This window comes from Alloalcanivorax dieselolei B5 (genome assembly GCF_000300005.1).
Classification (GTDB): Bacteria; Pseudomonadota; Gammaproteobacteria; order Pseudomonadales; family Alcanivoracaceae; genus Alloalcanivorax; species Alloalcanivorax dieselolei.
The window spans coordinates 2,899,074-2,917,790 of record NC_018691.1 but is presented as its reverse complement, the minus strand read 5'-3'; the positions used below and the strand labels follow the sequence as shown (position 1 = coordinate 2,917,790).

Below are 18,717 nucleotides of genomic sequence, written 5' to 3'. Positions count from 1 at the left end.
GCGGCCATGGTAAAACGCGCCTGGCAAAACTGGTTGGCCCGACGTCTGCCCCGCGACCATCAGGTGCAGCTGAACCAGCGTCGTATCTTCATTCTGCCCAGCGGCTATGGCGTGCTGTACTTGGTAGTGGCGCTGCTGTTGTTTCTCGGTGGTGTCAATTACGAGAACAATCTGATTCTGGCACTGTGTTTCCTGATGGTGTCGTTGTTCGTGATGGGCATCCTGCATACTTTTCGCAATCTTTCCGGTCTGACCCTGCGCGCCGGTGCCGCCCGCAATGGCTTTGTCGGCGGGCACGGCGCTCTGGCGGTGGTGCTGGTATCCCTGGGGCAGCCCCATCGCAGTGTGTGGTTGAGCTGGCCGGGGCAGGATGCCCAGGAAGTCAGTCTGGAAACCGGAGAAGAAAAAACCGTGTGGCTGAATCTGGCGCTGCCGCGGCGCGGCCCGGTTCGGCCCCAGCGATTGCGGGTGGAAAGCCGCTATCCGTTGGGCCTGTTGCGGGCCTGGTCACTGGTGGCGCTGGAGCACCATTGTCTGGCCTGGCCCAGGCCCCGGGAAGATGCCCCTTCGCCCTGGGATGGCAGCGGCGGTTCCGGCGGCATCGGCCGCCACGGCAGTGAAGCGTTCCAGGGGCTGCGTGCTTACGTGCTGGGGGATTCCCTTCGCCAGGTGGACTGGAAAGGTTATGCGCGCGGTCGTGGTATGAACACCAAACTGTTCGACGCCGAGGAAGGAGAACGGCTCTGGCTTGGCTACGACCGTCTGGAAGGCCTGCCTGAGGAACAACGCCTGGCGTTGCTGTGCCATTGGGTGTTGCTGCTGAGCGAGGCCGGGCAACCCTTTGGTTTGCGCTTGCCCGCCATGGAACTGGCGCCGGGCAGCGGTGATGAACACCGCTTGCGGGCTCTGGATCTGCTGGCGCTGCACGGCAACGAGGGAGGGCAGCGCTGATGGCCCGCCTGTATCAGGTACCCAGTCACGCCCGGCCCTGGCTGACCGCCGCCATTCTCGCCATTTCCCTGCCGCAATTGCTGCGCGGACCGTTCTGGCAGGTGTTGTTGTTGCTGGCGATCCTGCTGTGGCGGGCGCTGATGGATCGTCAGCGGGCGCCGCTGCCGGGCCGATGGATACGGGTGTTGCTGTTGCTCGGCACCGTCGGCGGCATTTATCTGAGCTTCGGCCGTCTGATCGGGCCGGAAGCGGGCACCGCTCTGATCACCAGCCTGTTCGCCTTGAAGTATCTGGAGCTGGTGGGGCGCCGCGACGCCTATGTGCTGATCATCATCGGCTATTTCGTCTGCGCCACCATCCTGCTGTTCCAGCAGGGGTTCTTCGTTTTTCTCTATGTCTGTCTGTGTCTGCTGCTGCTCACCGCCAGTCTGGTGGGGATCCACTACAACGATTCCCAGGCGCGTTCGCGCCAGCATCTGGGCAAGGCGGCGGTGTTGTTACTGCAGGCGGTGCCGTTGGCGGTGGTGTTGTTCGTACTGGTGCCGCGGTTGCCGCCATTGTGGAACGTGCATACCGATCAGGGCCAGGCGCGTACCGGCATGAGCGACACGATGGCGCCCGGACAGGTCAGCAATCTGGCCGAGTCCAGCGCGATCGCCTTTCGCGTGCAGTTCGATGGCGAGGTGCCGCCTTATCGGCAACGCTATTGGCGTGGCCTGACCTACAGCTGGTTCGATGGCCGCACCTGGAGCCAGGCGCGCCCGGACGACTGGGGTGACGAACTGACCTTCTACAGCGGCCGGGGGACGCCGCCGTTGTGGTACCGGGACCTGCTGCGGCGAGCCGCGGACCGCCCTTACTGGGACTACCAGGTGATCATGGCGCCGAGCCAGCGGCGCTGGCTGTACGCGCTCAATACCCCGGTGCCGGAGTTCGATGGTCTGGTGCTGGCCCGAGACCGGCACCTAGTCGCCACCGAACCGGTCAGCGGTAATTTCCGCTATCGGGTACGCAGTTACACCGGGGTGCCACTGAGCGAACCGCTGGCGCCGGATCAGCGCGCGTTGATGCTGAGTTTGCCGGAACAGGGGTTCCCGCGCGCCCGCGAACTGGCCAGCCAATGGCGCCGGCAATATCAGGACGATAGCGCCCTGGTGAGCGCCGCCCTGGACTGGTTTGGCAATGAGCCGTTTCATTACACCCTCAGCCCGCCCGCCGTCGGCCCGGATGTGGTGGACGGCTTTCTGTTCAATACCCGCCGGGGGTTTTGCGAGCATTACGCCAGCAGCTTCGTGGTGCTGATGCGCGCCGCCGGTATTCCAGCCCGGGTGGTGGGGGGCTACCAGGGCGGCGAAGCCAACCCCATGGGCCGGCACCTGTTGATCCGTCAGTACGATGCCCACGCCTGGGCCGAGGTGTGGCTGCCCGGACGCGGCTGGGTGGAAGTGGACCCCACCGCGGCGGTGGCGCCGGAGCGGGTGGAACTGGGCTTGCGTGGCTCCCTCAGCCAGGCCGGCGAGGCCCGGCTTCCCGGCGATGGGATCGGACGTTTGCCGGTGCTGTTTCAATTGCGGCAATGGGCGGACCTGCTCGAATTCCGCTGGCAGAGCTGGGTGCTGGGCTATGACCTGGAGCGCCAGAACCAATGGCTGTCCCGTTGGCTAGGCGCGGTGACGCCCTGGCGGCTCGCCATGCTGCTGCTGACCCTGGCGGCGCTGCTGGTGCTGGCCACGGCGCTGATCATGTTCCGGGGGCGCGGTCCCCGTTCCGCCACGCCGCTGACCCGTGAATACCGGCGGCTGGCCCGGGGGCTGAGCAAACGCGGAGTACGGGGGGCGGAGCGCCTGTCCGCCACCCAACTGTGCGAGCGGATCGCGCGCCGCTGGCCGGCGGCGGAAACGCCGGCACGGACCTGGCGGGAGGCCTTCGAACGGCTGGCCTATCAACAGGACACGGCGCCTTCCATCGGCGCGTTGCGAACTTTGCGCCGGCAACGACGGCGGTTGTTGAAGGCGTGCCGTTGACTCTTATCGGGCACCCAAGGGAAAGCACCACGAAGCCGCTGTAGGAGCTTGCCCTGCAAGCGAATTCTTGGGGCACAGCACAATTCGCTTGCAGGGCAAGCTCCTACAGCGGCCTTGTAGCGATCTTTTCAATTCATGTCTCGTCACTGGCACAACCACCAAGAGCGCAGTAGGCTTTATGCCTCGATGATCACGGGAACGGATCCGACAAAAGGGGAAAGCATGTCCGTCGCGCGTTATAAGGAAGCTCTGCAACTCACCGGACACGAACCCTGGGCGCAACGTTTTTGGCAGGCGCTGGTGCCCTACAAGGACCAGGTGGTTGAGCATCCGTTGTTCGTGGAAATGGGCGAGGGGACTTTGGCACCGGAGCGGTTCCGTGACGCGCTGCTGCACTTCTACCCCTTGGTGGAAAATTTCCCCAAATACATGGGCCTGGCATTGGCCAAAACCCGGCCGGGCATTTTCCCCGGTCACGAGGAAAGCAAGAACTGGCTGATCGGTAACATCAAGGTGGAGCAGCGGCACGCCTATTGGTATCAGGACTGGGCCGCCGGCTTCGGCATCGATCAATCCATCCTGGAGAACACCGTGCCGCCCGCCGCCATGGACGCGGTGAACCATTACCTCTGGTCCGTCGGCGAGCGCGGCACGCTGGAAGAAAGCATCGCCGCCACCAACCTGGCCATCGAGTGGGCCACCGGCGAATGGAGTCAGCGCGTGGTGAAAGGCATGACCCATTACGCGGAGCAGGGCGTGGCGCGGATCAACCGGCACACCATGGCCTGGTTACGCGCCCATGCCAGCTACGACGACGCCCATCCCCACGAAGCCATGGAACTGATCAAACGCCTGGCGATCGACCCGGAATCCCGCCGCCGCGCCTTCGCCGCCGCCCGCCGCGGGCTGGAATACTACCTGCTGGCGCTGGACGATTGTTACCGGATGGGCGGGGAAAGAGCGGAAGAGCAGACACCGGAATTTTTGTAGGAGCCTGCCCTGCAGGCGAATTACCGGGCGCTTGAAGACGGGGATGTTCGCCTGCAGGGCAGGCTCCTACGGTGCTAAAGAATTAACTATTCTCCGGGGATATGCCGCTGCCATGAAAGTGCAGCACCAGTTCTTCCAGCAGGTCCGGCAGGCCGGTGGCCATTTGTCTTACCACGGCGGAGTTTTCCCACAGTTCGTCCAGGGACGGGTCCTCGTCCACGCCGGAGATCAACACCACCGGCAGCAGCCAGTTGGCCATGGTGTCTTCGTGATCCTGATACCAGTCTTCCTCGCGCAGGAACACGCCGGCAAGAAACCCCGCGCACCAACTGGCCAGATCATTGCCATCCTCTTCCCGGTACGGATCCAGCAGGCACGGCAGAGTAGTGCGTTCACCGTTATACAGGCCGGTCAGCAGACGGCCGCGCAGTGACACCAGAGCCTCCAGGACCGGCTCCGGCAGCTCGCTCTCCAGGGCGGTGACGAAATCCTCCGGCCCCCCATAAGGCCCCACCGCCAGGGCGCAGGTCAGGCCATGAATTTCCACCCAGGTAGGGGCGTCCTCGCCCTCACTGGCGAAATGCCCTTCGATGGTTTGCTTGAGACTCGGGTTGCTGACATCGCTCATAGATTCCTCCACATGCGGGCAAGGATACCGGTTTGCGCCACGGATGGAAGCGCCATGTACCTACCCGCTGACCCGGTTGCGGCCTTCGGATTTCGCCCGGTACAGGGCCTGGTCGGCCCGTTCCAGCAAGGTGCGGGCGGTGTCGCCGGGCTGGTAGGCGGCGAGGCCGCAGGACAGGGTCACCCGCAGGTCCGGGGCGAAGGCATAGCGTGCCTCGGCGAACCGTTCGCGCAGCCGGGTGATGGCCGCCAGGCAGGCCTCATGGTGGCTGCGTGGAAACAGAATGGCGAATTCCTCACCGCCGTAGCGGGCCAGCACATCGGTGCGCCGCAGGCAGTGGCTGGCGACGTTGGCGAATCGCTGCAGCACCGCGTCGCCGGCCTGATGCCCGTAGGTATCGTTGACCGGTTTGAAGTGATCCAGGTCCACCAGCGCCAGATACAGCGGTGCCGGCTCCCGGCTGATCCGGCTCAGCTCTTCATCAAACCGTTCGAGAAAGTGGCGGCGGTTATAAAGACCGGTGAGTTCGTCGCGCACGGCGATGCGCGCGAGCCGGTCATGGGCTTGCAGCAGCGATTCGCGCTGAGCCCGGAAACGCTGTTGCAGGCTCTGAATGTGGCTGCCCATGGACACGAACCAGGTCAGGGTGAGGGCGAGAATACCCCAGTGACCGAACATCAGAGTGAACTGCCGTTGAGCCGGCTGGTGCAGCCATTCGTAGATCAGCAGCAAGGTGAAGGCGCTTTGCGCCACCAGCGCCATGGCGATCTGCCGGCGCCGGTGGATCGAGAACACACCGAAGGTCATCAGCATCAGGTACAAGCACAGCAGGGCGCCGCGCAGTTCCCGTGCGTAGTGCAGAATCAGCGTGATCATGGCGATGCCCGCCAGCATTTGCGCCACGGTCAGGCTGGGGTCCTTGAAACGCTCGCTGTAACCGCTGCGGATGATCACGAAAAACACCGCGTTGACCGCCAGCAGGACCAGTAATAAAGGCAGATGAGGCAGATCCGGCGCCACCGCGCCCAGTCTGGTGCCGATCGCCAGCCCGCCCCACATCAGCAAATAGGAGTACACCGCCATCAGCAGGCGGCGCAGGCGCAGGGCCCGATCCGGGTGATCCCGGGGTAGCAAACGAAAACCGGGTTCCAATGAATGTCGACTCAAAGACAGCGGCCAATGGTCACCCAGGGCGAAAAGGCCGGGATGCCGAGGCATGTTAGTAGTTATATAAGCGACACCCTACACGGAGCGGGGCAGGCGGGGAAGTGGAAAAGGAGGGGCGGGTTGGCCCTGGAATATGAACTCAGAGGCCGCTACAGGGCTGCTGTAGGAGCTTGCCTTGCAAGCGAATTCATGGGTAACACGCCCAATTCGCTTGCAGGCAAGCTCCCACAGCGGCTTCGTAGTCTTCTCCGCGGGGTAGGTGGCCCTAACCGTAGCGCTTATCGCTCAGCGCCTGGATCCGATCATCCAGCGGCGGGTGCGAGCGGAACAGCGCGGAGAGCCCCCGGCGCACGCCGCTGTTGATACCGAACGCCACCAGACTGTCGGGCATCTGGTTCGGTACTTCGGATTCCGCTTTCAGCCGTTGCAGAGCGGCGATCATGTCGCGGCGGTCCGCCAGCTGGGCGCCGGAGGCATCGGCGCGGTACTCACGGAAGCGGGAGAACCACATGACGATGACGCTGGCGGCGATACCGAAGATGATCTCCGCCACGAATACCACGATGTAGTAGCCGAAGCCCAGGCCGCCCTGGCCGTCGCGGCGCAGGAAGCTGTCGATCACGTAGCCCACCACCCGGGCGGCGAAGATGACGAAGGTGTTGACCACGCCCTGGATCAGGCTGAGGGTGATCATGTCGCCATTGGCCACGTGGCCGATTTCATGGGCCAGTACCGCGCGGGCTTCCTCGGGGCGGAAGCGTTGCAACAGCCCCTGGGATACCGCCACCAGAGCGGCGTTCTTGTTCCAGCCGGTGGCGAAGGCGTTGGATTGCTGGGCGGGAAAGATACCCACTTCCGGCATCTTGATGCCCGCTTTCCGGGACAGCTCATCGACGGTGGCCAGCAGCCAGCGCTCGGCGTCGTTGCTGGGCTGCTCAATCACTTGCACCTTGGCGGACCATTTCGCCATCGGCTTGGAAATGAGCAGGGAAATGAGCGAGCCGGCGAAGCCAAAGACAGCACTGAAAATCAGCAAATTGGTCAGATCCAACCCGCTGCCACTTTGCGCCAGGTAGGAATTCACCCCCAACAGGCTCAAAGTAATGCTGGCGACCACGATAACCGCCAGGTTAGTGAGCAGGAAAAGCGCAATGCGCATCATCGGTATGTTTCTCCACTGACTGATGTTGTTGGCCCTGATGGGTCCGATGCCCGGACACCAGCGTACCCGACGTGGAGGGCCCCCACATCGAGCAAACTTCAATGGAAAATGGGGGCAGGGCGGTTGCCTTCAAGGTCCGGCAGCGGAATACTCCCGCTTTTCCCGGCGTGACTGCGAATGCCCAGGCTATGACCCACTCCCATTCCATTGACCAGCTCGATCCCTATTTGGTTCCCCCGAAGGACCACCGGCACCGCCTCTTTCACGGGCGTGGCAAAACCCTGCCCGGCTGGGAGGGGCTGACTCTTGACCGCTTTCCGCCGGTGTTGATGGCGACCCTGTTCGACGACTACGACGCCGCCACTCTGGAGGCGCTGGAACAGCGGCTGCGGGCGGCGCTGCCGGAGCTGGGTTGTGACACCCTGGTGTTTCAGCATCGTCATCGCCGACCGGCCCTGACCCGGGTAATCACCGGCGCCGTGCCGGAACCGCACTGGGCCCATGAAGCGGGCCTGCGTTACCGGCTGGATTTTGAACGGGGCCAGAATCTGGGGTTCTTCGCCGATATGGCGCCGGGGCGGAGCTGGCTGCGGGAGCGGGCGGCGGGCAAGACAGTGCTGAATCTGTTCAGTTTCACCTGCGCCTTCTCGCTGGCGGCGCTGGCCGGCGGCGCCGAATCGGTGGTGAACATCGATCTGTCCGCGCCGGCGCTGGCCCTGGGGCGGGAGAACCAGGTCGCCAACGGCTTCGCCGACGCCCGCGTGCACTATCTGCCGCACAATATTTTCCGCAGCTGGAAAAAGCTGCACAGCCTGGGCCGCTATGACCTGATCGTGGTGGACCCGCCCAGCGCCCAGCGCGGCAGTTTCATGGTGGAGAAGGACTATCCCAAGGTGCTGGAGCGGCTGTCCAAGCTGCTGGCGCCGGAGGCGGAATTGCTGGTGTGTCTGAACGCGCCCTGGCTGGGACGGGACTGGATCGAGGCGCGGGTGGCGGAGCGATTGCCGGGCGCCGTTCTGGAGGCGGTACTACCGGGAGCGCCGGGCTTCGATGAAGCCGCGGAGCCGGCATTGAAAGTGCTGCACTATCGTTATCGGCGGCCGGCTCTCACATGAGTACTACGAAGCCGCTGTAGGAGCCTGCCCTGCAGGCGAATGGTGGTGGGGAAGGCAAAACCATTCGCCTGCAGGGCAGGCTCCTACGGTGAGTCGTCGTCCTCTACTTCTTGCGAATGCGATCCAGATAGCGGGCGATGCGGCCGATGGAGTCTTCCAGGTCGTCCACCCGGGGCAGGAACACCACCCGGAAGTGGTCCGGATCCGGCCAGTTGAAGGCCGTGCCCTGAACGATCAGCACGTGCTCCTCGCGCAGCAGATCCAGGGCAAAGGCCTCGTCATCCTGGAACGGGAACACCTTCGGGTCCAGCCGTGGGAACAGGTAAAGGGCGGACTTGGGCTTGACGCAACTGACCCCGGGAATGGCACTGAGCATGTCCCAGGCAATGTCCCGCTGCCGGCACAGCCGCCCGCCCGGCGCCACCAGATCATCGATGCTCTGGTAGCCCCCCAGCGCCGCCTGGATCGCGTTCTGGCTGGGCACATTGGCGCACAGGCGCATACTGGCCAGCATCTCCAGACCCTCAATGTAGCTGTCCGCCAGATGTTTGGCGCCGGAGATGATCATCCAGCCGGAGCGGAAGCCGGCGGCGCGGTAGTTCTTGGACAGGCCGTTGAAGGTAATGAACAGCAGGTCGTCCGCCAGGGAAGCGATGGAGGTGTGTTTCTCTTCGTCGTAGAGAATCTTGTCGTAGATTTCGTCGGCGAACACGATCAGGTTGTGTTCGCGGGCGATCTGCAGCATGTCTTCCAGCAACGCGCGGTCATAGTTGGCGCCGGTGGGATTGTTCGGGTTGATGATCACCAGGGCGCGGGTGCGGTCGGTGATTTTCGAGCGCAGATCGTCCAGGGCCGGGTGCCAGTCCTGCTTTTCGTCGCACAGGTAATGCACCGGGTTGCCGCCGGAGAGCCGCACCGCGGCGGTCCACAGCGGATAGTCCGGCGCCGGCAGCAGCACCTCATCGCCGTTGTTGAGCAGGGCCTGCATGGCCATCACGATCAGCTCGGAGACGCCGTTGCCGATAATGATGTCGTCCACCGAGACATCCTGAATGCCCTTGGTCTGGCTGTACTGCATCACCGCCTTGCGGGCCGGGAACAGGCCTTTGGAGTGGCAATAGCCGGTGGCGTCGGGCAGATTATGGATCACATCCTGGAGCAGTTCTTCCGGTGCCTCGAAACTGAACGGCGCGGGGTTGCCGATGTTCAGTTTGATCACCCGGTGGCCTTCATCCTCGAGCCGATGCGCTTCACGCAGCACCGGACCGCGAATGTCATAGCAAACACCGTTGAGTTTGTCCGACTTACCGATCCTGAAAGGATAACCGCTCATGGAGATCTCTCGCCCTGATCCGCGCAACAGAAGAATGGGAACCGATTCTACATGGGCGTGGAAATGCTGTATATGAAGGGGCGGCCCCAAAAAGGAGAAGCAATACCATGATCAAGTTCGAGGAACTGATGGCCCTGGCGGTCAACCGCAAGGGCGGCCTCAAAGCGGTGGAGGCGGCGCTGCCGGAAGTGAAAACGCCGGCGCAATTGCGTAAACCGGACGATGCCTTTTACTTCTCCGCCATGACCCGCCGTGTGTTCCGGGCCGGTCTTACTCACCGTCTGGTGGACGCCAAATGGCCGGCGTTCGAGCAGGCGTTCTTCGGCTTCGACCCGGAGAAACTGGTGCTGATGCCCGACACCATGCTGGAAGAGCGCATGCAGGACACCCGTCTGATCCGGCACTGGGGCAAGATGAAAGCGATTCGCCATAATGCGCAACTGGTGCTGGATCTGCGCAAGGAATACGGCGGAGTAGGGCGCTGGCTGGCCGGCTGGCCCGAGGAGGACACCGTCGGCATGTGGCAGTTGCTGAAGAAGCGCGGCAAACAGCTTGGCGGCAATTCCGGCGCCGCCTTTCTGCGCATGGTCGGCCGCGATACCTGGTATCCCACCAACGATGTCATCGCCGTGCTCAAGTCCCACCGTATCATCGACAAGCCGCCGGTCAGCCAGCGCGATCAGGCCGCCGCCCAGGCCGCGTTCAATCAGTGGCAAAAGGAATCCGGCCGCCCCCAGGCGCACATCAGCAAGATTCTGGCCTTCACCGTGGGATAAGCCAAAGTAAAGATCGCAAAGCAGAGAAGAACACTTTGACTTTTGCCCATCGGAGCGCGACCATAAATGAGAATAATTCTGCTTTCTATCGGGCTCCTTATCTCATGACCAGAACCCTTCAGCGCTGGCTGAGCGCTTTCGTTGTACTGTTTTTGCTGTCACCCCTGGCTCAGGCCGCCTCCCAGACCGCTTTGGTGCAATTGGTGGAGTACGTCGGCGCCGACTACATCAATGCGGTGCAGGACGGCACCATCGTCAGCGACGAAGAATACGCGGAGATGGAAGAGTTCTCCCGTCTGCTGCATGAAGGGATCGGTCAACTCGACGACGTGGAAGGCCGGGACACCCTGCTGGAGCAGGCCGCCGCACTGCAACAGGCGGTGGCCGACAAGGCACCGGAGGCCGAGGTGAAAGCCCTGGCCCAGTCCATACGCGGTACCCTGGTGGACGTCTACGGCATCCCGGTGATGCCCAAGGCGGCGCCGGATATGGCGCGGGCCGCGGAGGTTTATCAAAGCACCTGTGCCCTGTGTCACGGCGCCGAAGGGCGCGGTGATGGCGCCGCCGGCGCCGCGCTGGAGCCGGCGCCCACCGATTTCCATGAACTGGCCCGTTACGAAGGCCGTTCCCTGCTGGGGCTGTACACCACCATCACCGGCGGTGTGGAAGGCACCGGCATGGCCGCCTATGAAGAGACCCTGAGTGAAGCCGACCGCTGGGCGCTGGCCTTCTATGTCGGCAGCATGGCGGTGACCCCGGACATGGCCGCCAGCGGCAAGACCGCCATCAACAATGAGCAGGAACTGAAAACCGCGCTGACCCTGGACGCGGTGATCGCCAAGGCGCCGGAAGACGTGCGCAATCAGCTTGGTGACGAAGCCTATGACGCCGCCGGTTACCTGCGTACCGAGCCCAAGGCGCTGTTCAGCCAGAACCGCTTCATCGAGATCAGTGACGGCAAGCTGTCGGAGGCCGAGCAGGCCTATGCCGCCGGCGATACCGGCGCCGCCCGCGCCGCCGCGCTGTCCGCCTACCTGGACGGCTTTGAAATGATCGAGCAGCAGCTCTCCGCCGTGGACCCGGCCGTCATGCGTGGCATCGAACGCCGCTTCATGGCCGTGCGCGAAGGCATCGAGCGTGGCCTGCCGGAAGCGGAAGTCAGTGACCGGGTGGATCAGGCCCGCGCCGGTCTGCAGGAAGCGGAGGACATCCTCAGCGGTGATGGCCTGAGCGCCGCCGCCACCTTCTCCGCCAGTTTCTTCATCCTGTTCCGGGAAGGGCTGGAAGCGCTGCTGATCATCGCCGCGTTGCTGACCTTCACCCGCAAGGCCGACGCCAAGACCGCCACCCGTTATATTCATTACGGCTGGATACTGGCTCTGGTAGCCGGTATCGCCACCTGGTACGTGGCTTCCACCCTGATCAACCTGAGCGGCGCCACCCGGGAAATCACCGAGGGCGTGGCCGGTATCGCCGCCGCCGTGATTCTGTTCTACGTCGGTTTCTGGATGCACAACAACAGCCAGAGCCAGAAGTGGCTGGGTTACATCAAGAACAAGGTCGACAGTGCTCTGGATGGCGGCACGGTATGGGCCCTGGCGGTGGTGTCGTTCATCTCCGTGTACCGCGAGATGTTCGAAACCATCCTGTTCTACCAGGCGCTGTGGACCCAGGTGACCGCGGCGACCCAGTCCTACCTGTTCTATGGCTTCGGCGCCGCCGTGGTGGCCCTGGCCGTGGTCTGTGTGTTGATCTTCCGCATCGGCATGAAGCTGCCGCTGGGGCTGTTCTTCAAGGCCACCAGTCTGGTGCTGCTGGTATTGTCGGTGATCCTGCTCGGCAAGGGCGTGGCCGCGCTGCAGGAAGCCGGTATCCTGAACGCCCGCTATCTGCCGTTGCCAACCATTGAATGGCTGGGCTTCTTCCCCACCATTCAGGGGGCATTGGCTCAGGCCGCGGCGATCGTGCTGGCGGTGCTGATGTGGCTGCGTAGCCGGGGGCAGGTGAAAAGCAGCTAGAAGAGCAGTTGATAGTTGACAGTGGACAGTTGACAGCGAAAGACGAAAAACAGCGCGGCCCGGGGGATTCTCTCGGGCCGCGTTTTGTTTGTGGGGCGGGTGGGATCGGGTACCATGTGGCGGCGCTTTGGTCTGGGAATTCCCGCATGCCCCGTTTTGCCGCCAATCTGACCCTGCTATTCACTGAATACCCCTTTATGGAACGCTACGCCGCCGCTGCCCGGGCCGGCTTCAAGGGTGTGGAGTGTCTGTTTCCCTATGAATGGGGGCCGGCGGAGCTGGCGCGGAGGCTGCACGACAATGATCTGCGGCAGGTGCTGTTCAATCTGCCGGCCGGGGATTGGGACGCCGGCGACCGTGGTCTGGCCGCCTTGCCCGGCCGGGAAGCGGAATTCCGCGACGGCGTGGCGCGGGCCCTCACCTATGCCGAAGCGCTGGACTGTCCACGGGTCAATTGTCTGGCCGGCATTCCTTCCCCGGACGCCGATCCGGAACATTGCTTCGAAACGCTGGTCCACAATCTGCGTTACGCCGCCGATCAATTGGCGGAGCAGGGCAGGGAAGTGACCGTGGAGCCGATCAACACCCGAGTGGATATGCCCGGTTTCTTTCTCGCCACCAGCGACCAGGCGCTGGCCGCGATCACGGCGGCGGACCGGCCTAATCTGCGTTTGCAGTACGATCTTTACCACGCCTGGGTGATGGGCGAGGCGGTGGCGGCTTCCCTTTCCCGCTTGCGGCCCCATATAGGGCATGTACAGTTCGCCGATGCCCCCGGCCGCCATCAGCCGGGCAGCGGCGAGATTCCGCTGGCGGAGCTGTTCGCGCGGCTGGACCAGATCGGCTATCAGGGTTGGGTCAGCGCCGAATACCGGCCTCTGGGACACACCGGGGACAGCCTCGGCTGGCTGCCGGTTTAACCCGCACGCACCACTAAGGACAGGAGCAAGCGAGTCTTTATGAGAAGTTGGGGTGGCAAGATCATTGTCGGTCTGCTCGGTATGCTGGTGGGCGGCCCCATCGGTCTGGCGGTGGGAGTGTTGATCGGACACTTTCTGGATCGCGGCGTGGAACGGGTGCAGTCGTTCAACCCATTCCGGCCGTACCGGCCCGGTGAGAAGGAAGAGGTACAGGACGCGCTGATGTCGGCGGTGTTTTCGATCATGGGACATCTGGCCAAGGCCGATGGCCAGGTCAGCCGCACCGAGATCCAGCACGCCGAGGCGGTGATGGCGCGCATGCAGCTGAACCCGGAACAGCGCCGTCACGCCATCGACTGCTTCAACCGGGGCAAGGCGTCGGACTTTCCCCTGGACGCCACCGTGGTGGAGTTCCGGCAGCGTATCCGTCACCGCCGCCATCTGGTGCTGGTGTTCCTGGAAATCCTGCTCCAGACCTGCCTGGCGGACGGAGAACTGAAACCGGAGGAAGAACGGATTCTGATCCGGGTGGCCAACGGGCTCGGGGTGCCGCCGGACCAGTTCCGCCAGATCCTCAATATGCTGCTGGCCCAGGCCCGTTTCGCCGGAGCCGGCGGCGCGGCCGGCGGTGCCGGGAGCGGCCAGCCCGGCGCCAGCCGCCCCTCCATCAATGAGGCCTACGGCGTGCTGGGGGTGGAACCTTCCGCCTCCAATCAGGAAATCAAACGGGCCTACCGCAAGCTGATGAGCCAGCATCACCCGGATAAGCTGGCAGCCCGCGGCGTGCCGGAGGAAATGATTCGCATGGCCACGGAAAAGACCGCGGAAATCAGCAAAGCCTATGAAATGATCAAGACCGCGAGGGGCTTCTAGACCCCTCGACAGTACCCGGGCCCTGGGTTAGCGTTGGAGAGACCCGCCCGTCCTTGCGACCGCCCGTTGATGAGGGATCGACATGCTTGGCGAGATACACAGCATTCACCACGAATTTCCCGAACACCACGCCCGGATCGACGACCTGGCCCGCAGCGATCCAGGATTCCGCTCCCAAATCCAGGAACACGATAAACTCGATAAGCGGATCCGTGGCCTGGAGCTGCGCGAAAGCCCCATCGGCGACGAGGAAATGGAAGCACTGAAACGCCACCGGCTGCAGCTCAAGGATCAGATCCTGAAGCGCCTGCTCAACGGCGCCTGACCCCGGGCCGGCGACGAAGCCGCCGTAGGAGCTTGCCCGGTCCGTGGAAGCTTGTCCGGGCGGCGGGCCGCTGCAAGCGAATCCGTTGACCAAGAGCCCGTTCGCTTGCAGGCAAGCTCCCACAGTGACCTCGTAGCGCAAACTGTGGGAGCTAGCTTGCTGGCGAATATGGCGAGCAGCTCTATGCCCGGGCCTCTTGTAATTTAGCCGCCGATCCTTGCCCATTCCTATGCCTGGCCCCCGCCGTACCTGGCTTTCCTTTGACTTTTACCGCCAACTGCCCCATCTCTTTGCCCATCGTTTGTTCGTTCGGGAGTTTATATGACGGCCTATTCCGTTCTGGATCTCTGTCCCATCCTGCGTGGCGGGGATCCCACCCAATCGTTTCGCCATTCCCTGGATCTGGCCCGCCACGCCGAGCAGTGGGGCTACACCCGCTATTGGGTGGCGGAGCATCACAACATGCCCGGTGTGGCCAGCTCCGCCACCGCCGTGGTGATCGCCCACATCGCCGCTGGCACTCAACGCATCCGGGTCGGTTCCGGCGGTATCATGTTGCCCAACCACGCGCCGCTGGTGGTGGCGGAGCAGTTCGGCACCCTCGCGTCCCTGCACCCCGGCCGCATCGACCTGGGACTGGGCCGGGCGCCGGGCACCGACATGGAAACCGCCCGCGCCTTGCGTCGCGACCTGCAATCCAGTGCCATGGAATTCCCCCAGGACGTGCAGGAACTGATGGCCTATCTGGATGACCCGGACCCGGAACAACGGGTCAAGGCGATCCCCGGCGTGGGCACCAAGGTGCCGGTGTGGCTGCTGGGTTCCAGCTTGTTCAGTGCGCAATTGGCGGCCCGTCTCGGCCTGCCATTCGCGTTCGCCTCCCACTTCGCACCGGAAGCGCTGCACGACGCCCTGGCGATCTACCGCGACCGCTTCGAGCCGTCACGCTACCTGGACAAGCCCTACGCCGCGGCGGGTATCGGCGTCTACGGCGCCGACGACAACCGCGAAGCCCAGCGGCTGTTTACCTCGGTGCAGCAGCAGTTCACCAACCTGCGCCGGGGCCGCCCGGGGCCGCTGCCGCCGCCGCTGGAAAACATGGATGAATTCTGGTCGCCGCTGGAACGGGCCGGTGTAGAGCAGGCGCTGCGTTGTTCCATGGTCGGCGATAAAACCACGGTCACCGAAGGGCTGCGGGAGTTTCTCGACAAAACTCAAGTGGATGAGGTCATTATTACCTCAGGCATATTCGACCACGACGCCCGTTTGCGTTCATACAAAATGGCGTCGGAGATATTAAGCGAATTGCCATGATGGCGGATTGATATCGTTGATTTAAAAGGTAACCGCCATGGACGGCCGGTTACAAAAAATCGTCGGGAACGATTTTTGACGTTGCCTTGGCAACGGCCCGCAGGGTAACCGCCATGGACGGCGGTTACAAAAAAAGGGGACAGAAACTCTGGACAAAATCAATCGGTCGTTTCAAAGTAAATGACTGCACCGACGGGTTAAAATCCGTCGGCCTCGGAAAAAAATAACAGCGAAAAAGGGGACGACCATGCCACGGAGCGGGCGGTTGATTCTTCCAGGGCATCCACATCACGTCATGCAGCAGGGATTCCGTGGTCAAACGGTATTCCACACCGATGGGGATTTCCGCAAGTACCTGCGCGACATGCGCGAACTGAGAGAGGAACTGGGCGTGCGTATCTACGCCTGGTGTCTGCTCAGCAACCAGGTGCATCTGTTGCTGGACCCGGGCTCCGATCCTGAGGCCCTGCCGGAATTCATGAAGGCACTCTCCCTGCGCACCACACGCCACCGCAATCGGCGTCGTCAGCAAAACGGCAGCCTGTGGGAAGGACGCTACCGCTCCTCCCCGGTACAAACCGGCTATTGGTTTCTCGCCGCCCTGCGCGGCATTGAGCTGCAAGCCGTGGTGCACGGTGAAGCGGCCCACGTGGGCAGCTACCGCTGGTCCAGCTACCGCGAACGCATGGGCAGAGCGGAACCCTATTGCCTTGATCCCCACGCCGATTACCTGGCGCTTGGCCGTACCGATGAAGAACGGCGGGAGAGCTACCGCCTGCTGATGCGGCAAGGGCAGAGCGAGCAGGAGTGGCACCATATTGAACTGGCGCTGCGTCGCAGCCAGCCCATCGGTGATGATATGTTCACCCAATCCGCCGCCAACAAGGCATCCAGGACGGTTACATCACGTAACCGAACCCGCCCCCGAAGCCGGAAATCCTGAGTCTCCCCCCTCATCCCCCGCTCAATGAGCGGGGGCACACCTCTTCCATCTCTTGTCCGTAGACTTCTGACGCCCTGCGCGCCCTTTCCTCGGTCTGTGTTTCGGAACTTTATTTCAAATTTCCATAAAAAACAGCGAGTTAAAGAAATAAAGATGTTTCGAGAATGAGTAAACCTTTACGGCATAAATGTATCTTTTTTGCCCGGACCTTGGGCCTTTCGGGCCTTTCAGGGAAGCAAAAGGGGGACAGGTAACTGAGGCTAAGTGATTGATTTAAGAGCGCCTTTAAAATGTAACTGAACGATAAATGGCGGATTTCGAAAGATCAACTTAAGACACAACTGTGCACCGTTGTAACCTCATAGTCAGTCGGTACGGGGGGCAACACAGCGACCGGTACCGGCTACGGCAAGCCAAAGGAAGCAGTAACGACTTGCCACCAACCCAAAATATGGACTAATGAGGAATTGATCATGAAGAATATGAAGAAAGCTTTGATCATGGCGATCGGCGGTGCGGCTCTGATGGGGGCTGCTGGTGCTCAGGCGGCCAGCATCTCCCAAGTTGGCTCTAACCCCTTCACCTTTGTAGGTTCTACGGTTCTTAATCAAACTGGCTTGCCGTCAATTACTTGTACCCTGAGCCTGACCGGTAATGTAACTTCTGGTGGTGGGGCCGTGACTGTTGACGTGACTAGTGGTTCCGTCAGCGGTGGCTTCGGCTGTAGCGCAGTGGAGCTTGAATTCCCGTGGACTGCTACTACGACTACCGCTGCTGCAGCGGGTGAAGATACTGCGGTCACCTTCGACGGGGTAATTGTTTATACTACTTTGTTTGGCAAGCAGTACTGTGGTAGCTCCAGCGGTAATTCCGTGGATGCAGTATTCAACAATGGTAGTGTGGCACTGAACGCTGCGGCTTCTCAGTTCTCCTTTAATACCAACGTCGGCTCTAACTGCACCGTAAACGGCACTCTGACGGGTCAGAACTTCCCGACCCAGGACGTAGATCTGCTGCCGTAAAGCTAATGAAGAGAACTTCTCTCTTCTAATGGTTTTGTGATGGCGCCATGGTAAATTAGGTGTTGTTACGGATCCCAGTAAAAACCCCGGCCACACTTGGTCGGGGTTTTCTGTTTCTGGCGTATATGTAATGCCCTATGGTTGCTTGATACTTGCCAGCCGTTTCTTAATGAAAGCGGCCCTATATAGGGAATTTCACAGGAAGGCGACTATGGATCATGTGCTCTGGACCGGCTAAATGGAATCGGGTCATAGCCGCTTGATTGGGTTCTATGCCGAAGGCGGGGTAGGAGGCTTATATTTGGTTCATTGCGGTTTGGAGGGAACTGGAATGTAAGCGTCCGGCGACCCCATCTTGAGTCGACGGTTGCGGCCTTCACGATAGTGTCCACTTATTTCTTAGTGGACACTATCGATGGACCCGTTAAGCGTATCTCAGCCCCAACCTCAACCACGACGTCGCCGTCACTTCTCCCGTGAGTTCAAGGCGCACATCGTGGCCGCCTGTCAGGAACCGGGCGTGTCCGTCTCCCGGATCGCCCTGGACAACCAACTCAACGCCAACCTGGTCCGCCGCTGGATCCGTGAAGCCGAGCAAGCCGGCCAGACAATAACGTCACCCGCGTTTATGCCCTTGGCGGTACCGGTGGCGTCGAGCCCTCCTGACCGGTCTTGCGCCAAGGAGTCGGGTAACCGCATCCGCATTGAAGTGCCCCGCTCCGGCGGACCGGTCATCGTGGAATGGCCCGCCGAGCAAGCCCATCAGTGCCTGGCCCTGTTACGCGAGCTGCTGCGATGATCCGCATCGACGAGATCTGGCTGGCCACCGCGCCACTGGACATGCGCGCCGGACCGGACAAGGCCCTGGCCCGGGTGATCCAGGTGTTCGGTGCGGCGAAGCCACATCAGGCTTACCTGTTCGCCAACCGCCGGGGCAACCGCATGAAAGTGCTGATCCACGACGGCTTCGGTATCTGGCTGTGCGCCCGCCGGCTCCATCGGGGCAAGTTCCACTGGGGTGACGCTTGGCGCGGCGATCAGTTGCGCCTGAATGAAGAACAACTGGCCGCCCTGGTGCAGGGCCTGCCCTGGCAGCGACTGGGCGACGAGGCCGTGATCTCGGTGCTGTAACCACACCTCGTTCCCGTTGGCTATA

General features: G+C 62.3%; 18 protein-coding genes. 14 read left to right on the top strand and 4 right to left on the bottom strand.

The genetic code is table 11. The annotated features are described in order from the left end of the window. Positions 1 to 6: 6 nt before the first annotated feature. The 3 genes from B5T_RS12965 (at position 7) to B5T_RS12955 (ending at position 3,965) form a co-directional block, all read left to right on the top strand. Complete coding sequence (locus B5T_RS12965) at positions 7 to 951, top strand: DUF58 domain-containing protein (protein ID WP_014994962.1); 945 nt, start codon at positions 7 to 9, stop codon at positions 949 to 951. Beyond that, on the top strand, positions 951 to 2,975 hold the full coding sequence (locus B5T_RS12960) for a transglutaminase family protein (RefSeq protein ID WP_014994961.1): 2,025 nt from the start codon (positions 951 to 953) through the stop codon (positions 2,973 to 2,975). The genes B5T_RS12965 and B5T_RS12960 overlap by 1 nt, the downstream gene beginning before the upstream one ends. Positions 2,976 to 3,197: 222 nt before the next feature. After that, positions 3,198 to 3,965, top strand: coding sequence for a TenA family transcriptional regulator (locus B5T_RS12955; RefSeq protein ID WP_041717021.1), 768 nt, complete (start codon positions 3,198 to 3,200; stop codon positions 3,963 to 3,965). 82 nt (positions 3,966 to 4,047) lie between these two features. Here B5T_RS12955 and B5T_RS12950 read toward each other — a convergent pair whose 3' ends face one another. The 3 genes from B5T_RS12950 to htpX form a co-directional block, all read right to left on the bottom strand. Beyond that, a complete protein-coding gene (locus tag B5T_RS12950) occupies positions 4,048 to 4,593 on the bottom strand; it encodes a YecA/YgfB family protein (protein ID WP_014994959.1) in 546 nt (181 codons plus the stop codon). Between the two features lie 60 nt (positions 4,594 to 4,653). After that, positions 4,654 to 5,745 carry a GGDEF domain-containing protein gene (locus tag B5T_RS12945; RefSeq protein WP_229683008.1) on the bottom strand — a complete coding sequence of 364 codons (1,092 nt, stop codon included), beginning with the start codon at positions 5,743 to 5,745 and terminating at the stop codon, positions 4,654 to 4,656. 280 nt (positions 5,746 to 6,025) lie between these two features. Beyond that, positions 6,026 to 6,922, bottom strand: a complete 897-nt coding sequence (gene htpX, locus B5T_RS12940) for a protease HtpX (RefSeq protein WP_014994957.1) — start codon at positions 6,920 to 6,922, stop codon at positions 6,026 to 6,028. Between the two features lie 188 nt (positions 6,923 to 7,110). Between htpX and B5T_RS12935 the strand changes: the two genes are divergently transcribed. Continuing rightward, positions 7,111 to 8,037, top strand: coding sequence for a class I SAM-dependent methyltransferase (locus B5T_RS12935; protein ID WP_014994956.1), 927 nt, complete (start codon positions 7,111 to 7,113; stop codon positions 8,035 to 8,037). A 103-nt stretch (positions 8,038 to 8,140) separates the two neighbouring features. On the opposite strand, the gene B5T_RS12930 is transcribed toward B5T_RS12935, so the two are convergent. Continuing rightward, positions 8,141 to 9,370: a pyridoxal phosphate-dependent aminotransferase gene (locus B5T_RS12930; RefSeq protein WP_014994955.1), complete on the bottom strand. Its 1,230-nt coding sequence runs from the start codon at positions 9,368 to 9,370 to the stop codon at positions 8,141 to 8,143. Positions 9,371 to 9,477: 107 nt separating this feature from the next. Between B5T_RS12930 and B5T_RS12925 the strand changes: the two genes are divergently transcribed. The 10 genes from B5T_RS12925 (at position 9,478) to tnpB (ending at position 18,692) form a co-directional block, all read left to right on the top strand. Then, a complete protein-coding gene (locus tag B5T_RS12925; RefSeq protein ID WP_014994954.1) occupies positions 9,478 to 10,146 on the top strand; it encodes a DNA-3-methyladenine glycosylase I in 669 nt (222 codons plus the stop codon). Between the two features lie 104 nt (positions 10,147 to 10,250). Then, the gene (locus tag B5T_RS12920) at positions 10,251 to 12,164 is read left to right on the top strand and encodes an FTR1 family protein (RefSeq protein WP_014994953.1); all 1,914 of its coding nucleotides are present in this window, start codon (positions 10,251 to 10,253) and stop codon (positions 12,162 to 12,164) included. A gap of 146 nt (positions 12,165 to 12,310) precedes the next feature. After that, positions 12,311 to 13,084 (top strand): hydroxypyruvate isomerase, encoded by a 774-nt coding sequence (gene hyi / locus B5T_RS12915; RefSeq protein WP_014994952.1) that lies wholly within the window; start codon positions 12,311 to 12,313, stop codon positions 13,082 to 13,084. 39 nt (positions 13,085 to 13,123) lie between these two features. Further along, complete coding sequence (gene djlA, locus B5T_RS12910) at positions 13,124 to 13,957, top strand: co-chaperone DjlA (RefSeq protein ID WP_014994951.1); 834 nt, start codon at positions 13,124 to 13,126, stop codon at positions 13,955 to 13,957. Between the two features lie 82 nt (positions 13,958 to 14,039). Beyond that, positions 14,040 to 14,282: a YdcH family protein gene (locus B5T_RS12905; RefSeq protein WP_014994950.1), complete on the top strand. Its 243-nt coding sequence runs from the start codon at positions 14,040 to 14,042 to the stop codon at positions 14,280 to 14,282. A 321-nt stretch (positions 14,283 to 14,603) separates the two neighbouring features. After that, the gene (locus tag B5T_RS12900) at positions 14,604 to 15,596 is read left to right on the top strand and encodes an LLM class flavin-dependent oxidoreductase (RefSeq protein ID WP_014994949.1); all 993 of its coding nucleotides are present in this window, start codon (positions 14,604 to 14,606) and stop codon (positions 15,594 to 15,596) included. A 247-nt stretch (positions 15,597 to 15,843) separates the two neighbouring features. Further along, a complete protein-coding gene (locus B5T_RS12895; protein WP_081586876.1) occupies positions 15,844 to 16,539 on the top strand; it encodes a transposase in 696 nt (231 codons plus the stop codon). A 473-nt stretch (positions 16,540 to 17,012) separates the two neighbouring features. After that, the gene (locus B5T_RS12890; protein ID WP_041717020.1) at positions 17,013 to 17,561 is read left to right on the top strand and encodes a hypothetical protein; all 549 of its coding nucleotides are present in this window, start codon (positions 17,013 to 17,015) and stop codon (positions 17,559 to 17,561) included. A gap of 415 nt (positions 17,562 to 17,976) precedes the next feature. Beyond that, positions 17,977 to 18,360: an IS66-like element accessory protein TnpA gene (gene tnpA, locus B5T_RS12885; RefSeq protein ID WP_041716686.1), complete on the top strand. Its 384-nt coding sequence runs from the start codon at positions 17,977 to 17,979 to the stop codon at positions 18,358 to 18,360. Then, a complete protein-coding gene (gene tnpB, locus B5T_RS12880) occupies positions 18,357 to 18,692 on the top strand; it encodes an IS66 family insertion sequence element accessory protein TnpB (RefSeq protein ID WP_014992698.1) in 336 nt (111 codons plus the stop codon). The genes tnpA and tnpB overlap by 4 nt, the downstream gene beginning before the upstream one ends. The last annotated feature ends 25 nt before the right edge of the window (positions 18,693 to 18,717 follow it).

What these genes read in the sequence shown, in the direction of transcription:
- tnpB (WP_014992698.1), top strand. Translation starts at nt 18,357, where the DNA reads ATGATCCGCATCGACGAGATCTGGCTGGCCACCGCGCCACTGGACATG.
- htpX (WP_014994957.1), bottom strand. Translation starts at nt 6,922, where the DNA reads ATGATGCGCATTGCGCTTTTCCTGCTCACTAACCTGGCGGTTATCGTG.
- B5T_RS12950 (WP_014994959.1), bottom strand. Translation starts at nt 4,593, where the DNA reads ATGAGCGATGTCAGCAACCCGAGTCTCAAGCAAACCATCGAAGGGCAT.
- B5T_RS12960 (WP_014994961.1), top strand. Translation starts at nt 951, where the DNA reads ATGGCCCGCCTGTATCAGGTACCCAGTCACGCCCGGCCCTGGCTGACC.
- B5T_RS12920 (WP_014994953.1), top strand. Translation starts at nt 10,251, where the DNA reads ATGACCAGAACCCTTCAGCGCTGGCTGAGCGCTTTCGTTGTACTGTTT.
- B5T_RS12925 (WP_014994954.1), top strand. Translation starts at nt 9,478, where the DNA reads ATGATCAAGTTCGAGGAACTGATGGCCCTGGCGGTCAACCGCAAGGGC.
- djlA (WP_014994951.1), top strand. Translation starts at nt 13,124, where the DNA reads ATGAGAAGTTGGGGTGGCAAGATCATTGTCGGTCTGCTCGGTATGCTG.
- B5T_RS12895 (WP_081586876.1), top strand. Translation starts at nt 15,844, where the DNA reads ATGCCACGGAGCGGGCGGTTGATTCTTCCAGGGCATCCACATCACGTC.
- B5T_RS12900 (WP_014994949.1), top strand. Translation starts at nt 14,604, where the DNA reads ATGACGGCCTATTCCGTTCTGGATCTCTGTCCCATCCTGCGTGGCGGG.
- B5T_RS12955 (WP_041717021.1), top strand. Translation starts at nt 3,198, where the DNA reads ATGTCCGTCGCGCGTTATAAGGAAGCTCTGCAACTCACCGGACACGAA.
- B5T_RS12890 (WP_041717020.1), top strand. Translation starts at nt 17,013, where the DNA reads ATGAAGAATATGAAGAAAGCTTTGATCATGGCGATCGGCGGTGCGGCT.
- tnpA (WP_041716686.1), top strand. Translation starts at nt 17,977, where the DNA reads ATGGACCCGTTAAGCGTATCTCAGCCCCAACCTCAACCACGACGTCGC.
- B5T_RS12935 (WP_014994956.1), top strand. Translation starts at nt 7,111, where the DNA reads ATGACCCACTCCCATTCCATTGACCAGCTCGATCCCTATTTGGTTCCC.
- B5T_RS12905 (WP_014994950.1), top strand. Translation starts at nt 14,040, where the DNA reads ATGCTTGGCGAGATACACAGCATTCACCACGAATTTCCCGAACACCAC.
- B5T_RS12965 (WP_014994962.1), top strand. Translation starts at nt 7, where the DNA reads ATGGTAAAACGCGCCTGGCAAAACTGGTTGGCCCGACGTCTGCCCCGC.
- B5T_RS12930 (WP_014994955.1), bottom strand. Translation starts at nt 9,370, where the DNA reads ATGAGCGGTTATCCTTTCAGGATCGGTAAGTCGGACAAACTCAACGGT.
- hyi (WP_014994952.1), top strand. Translation starts at nt 12,311, where the DNA reads ATGCCCCGTTTTGCCGCCAATCTGACCCTGCTATTCACTGAATACCCC.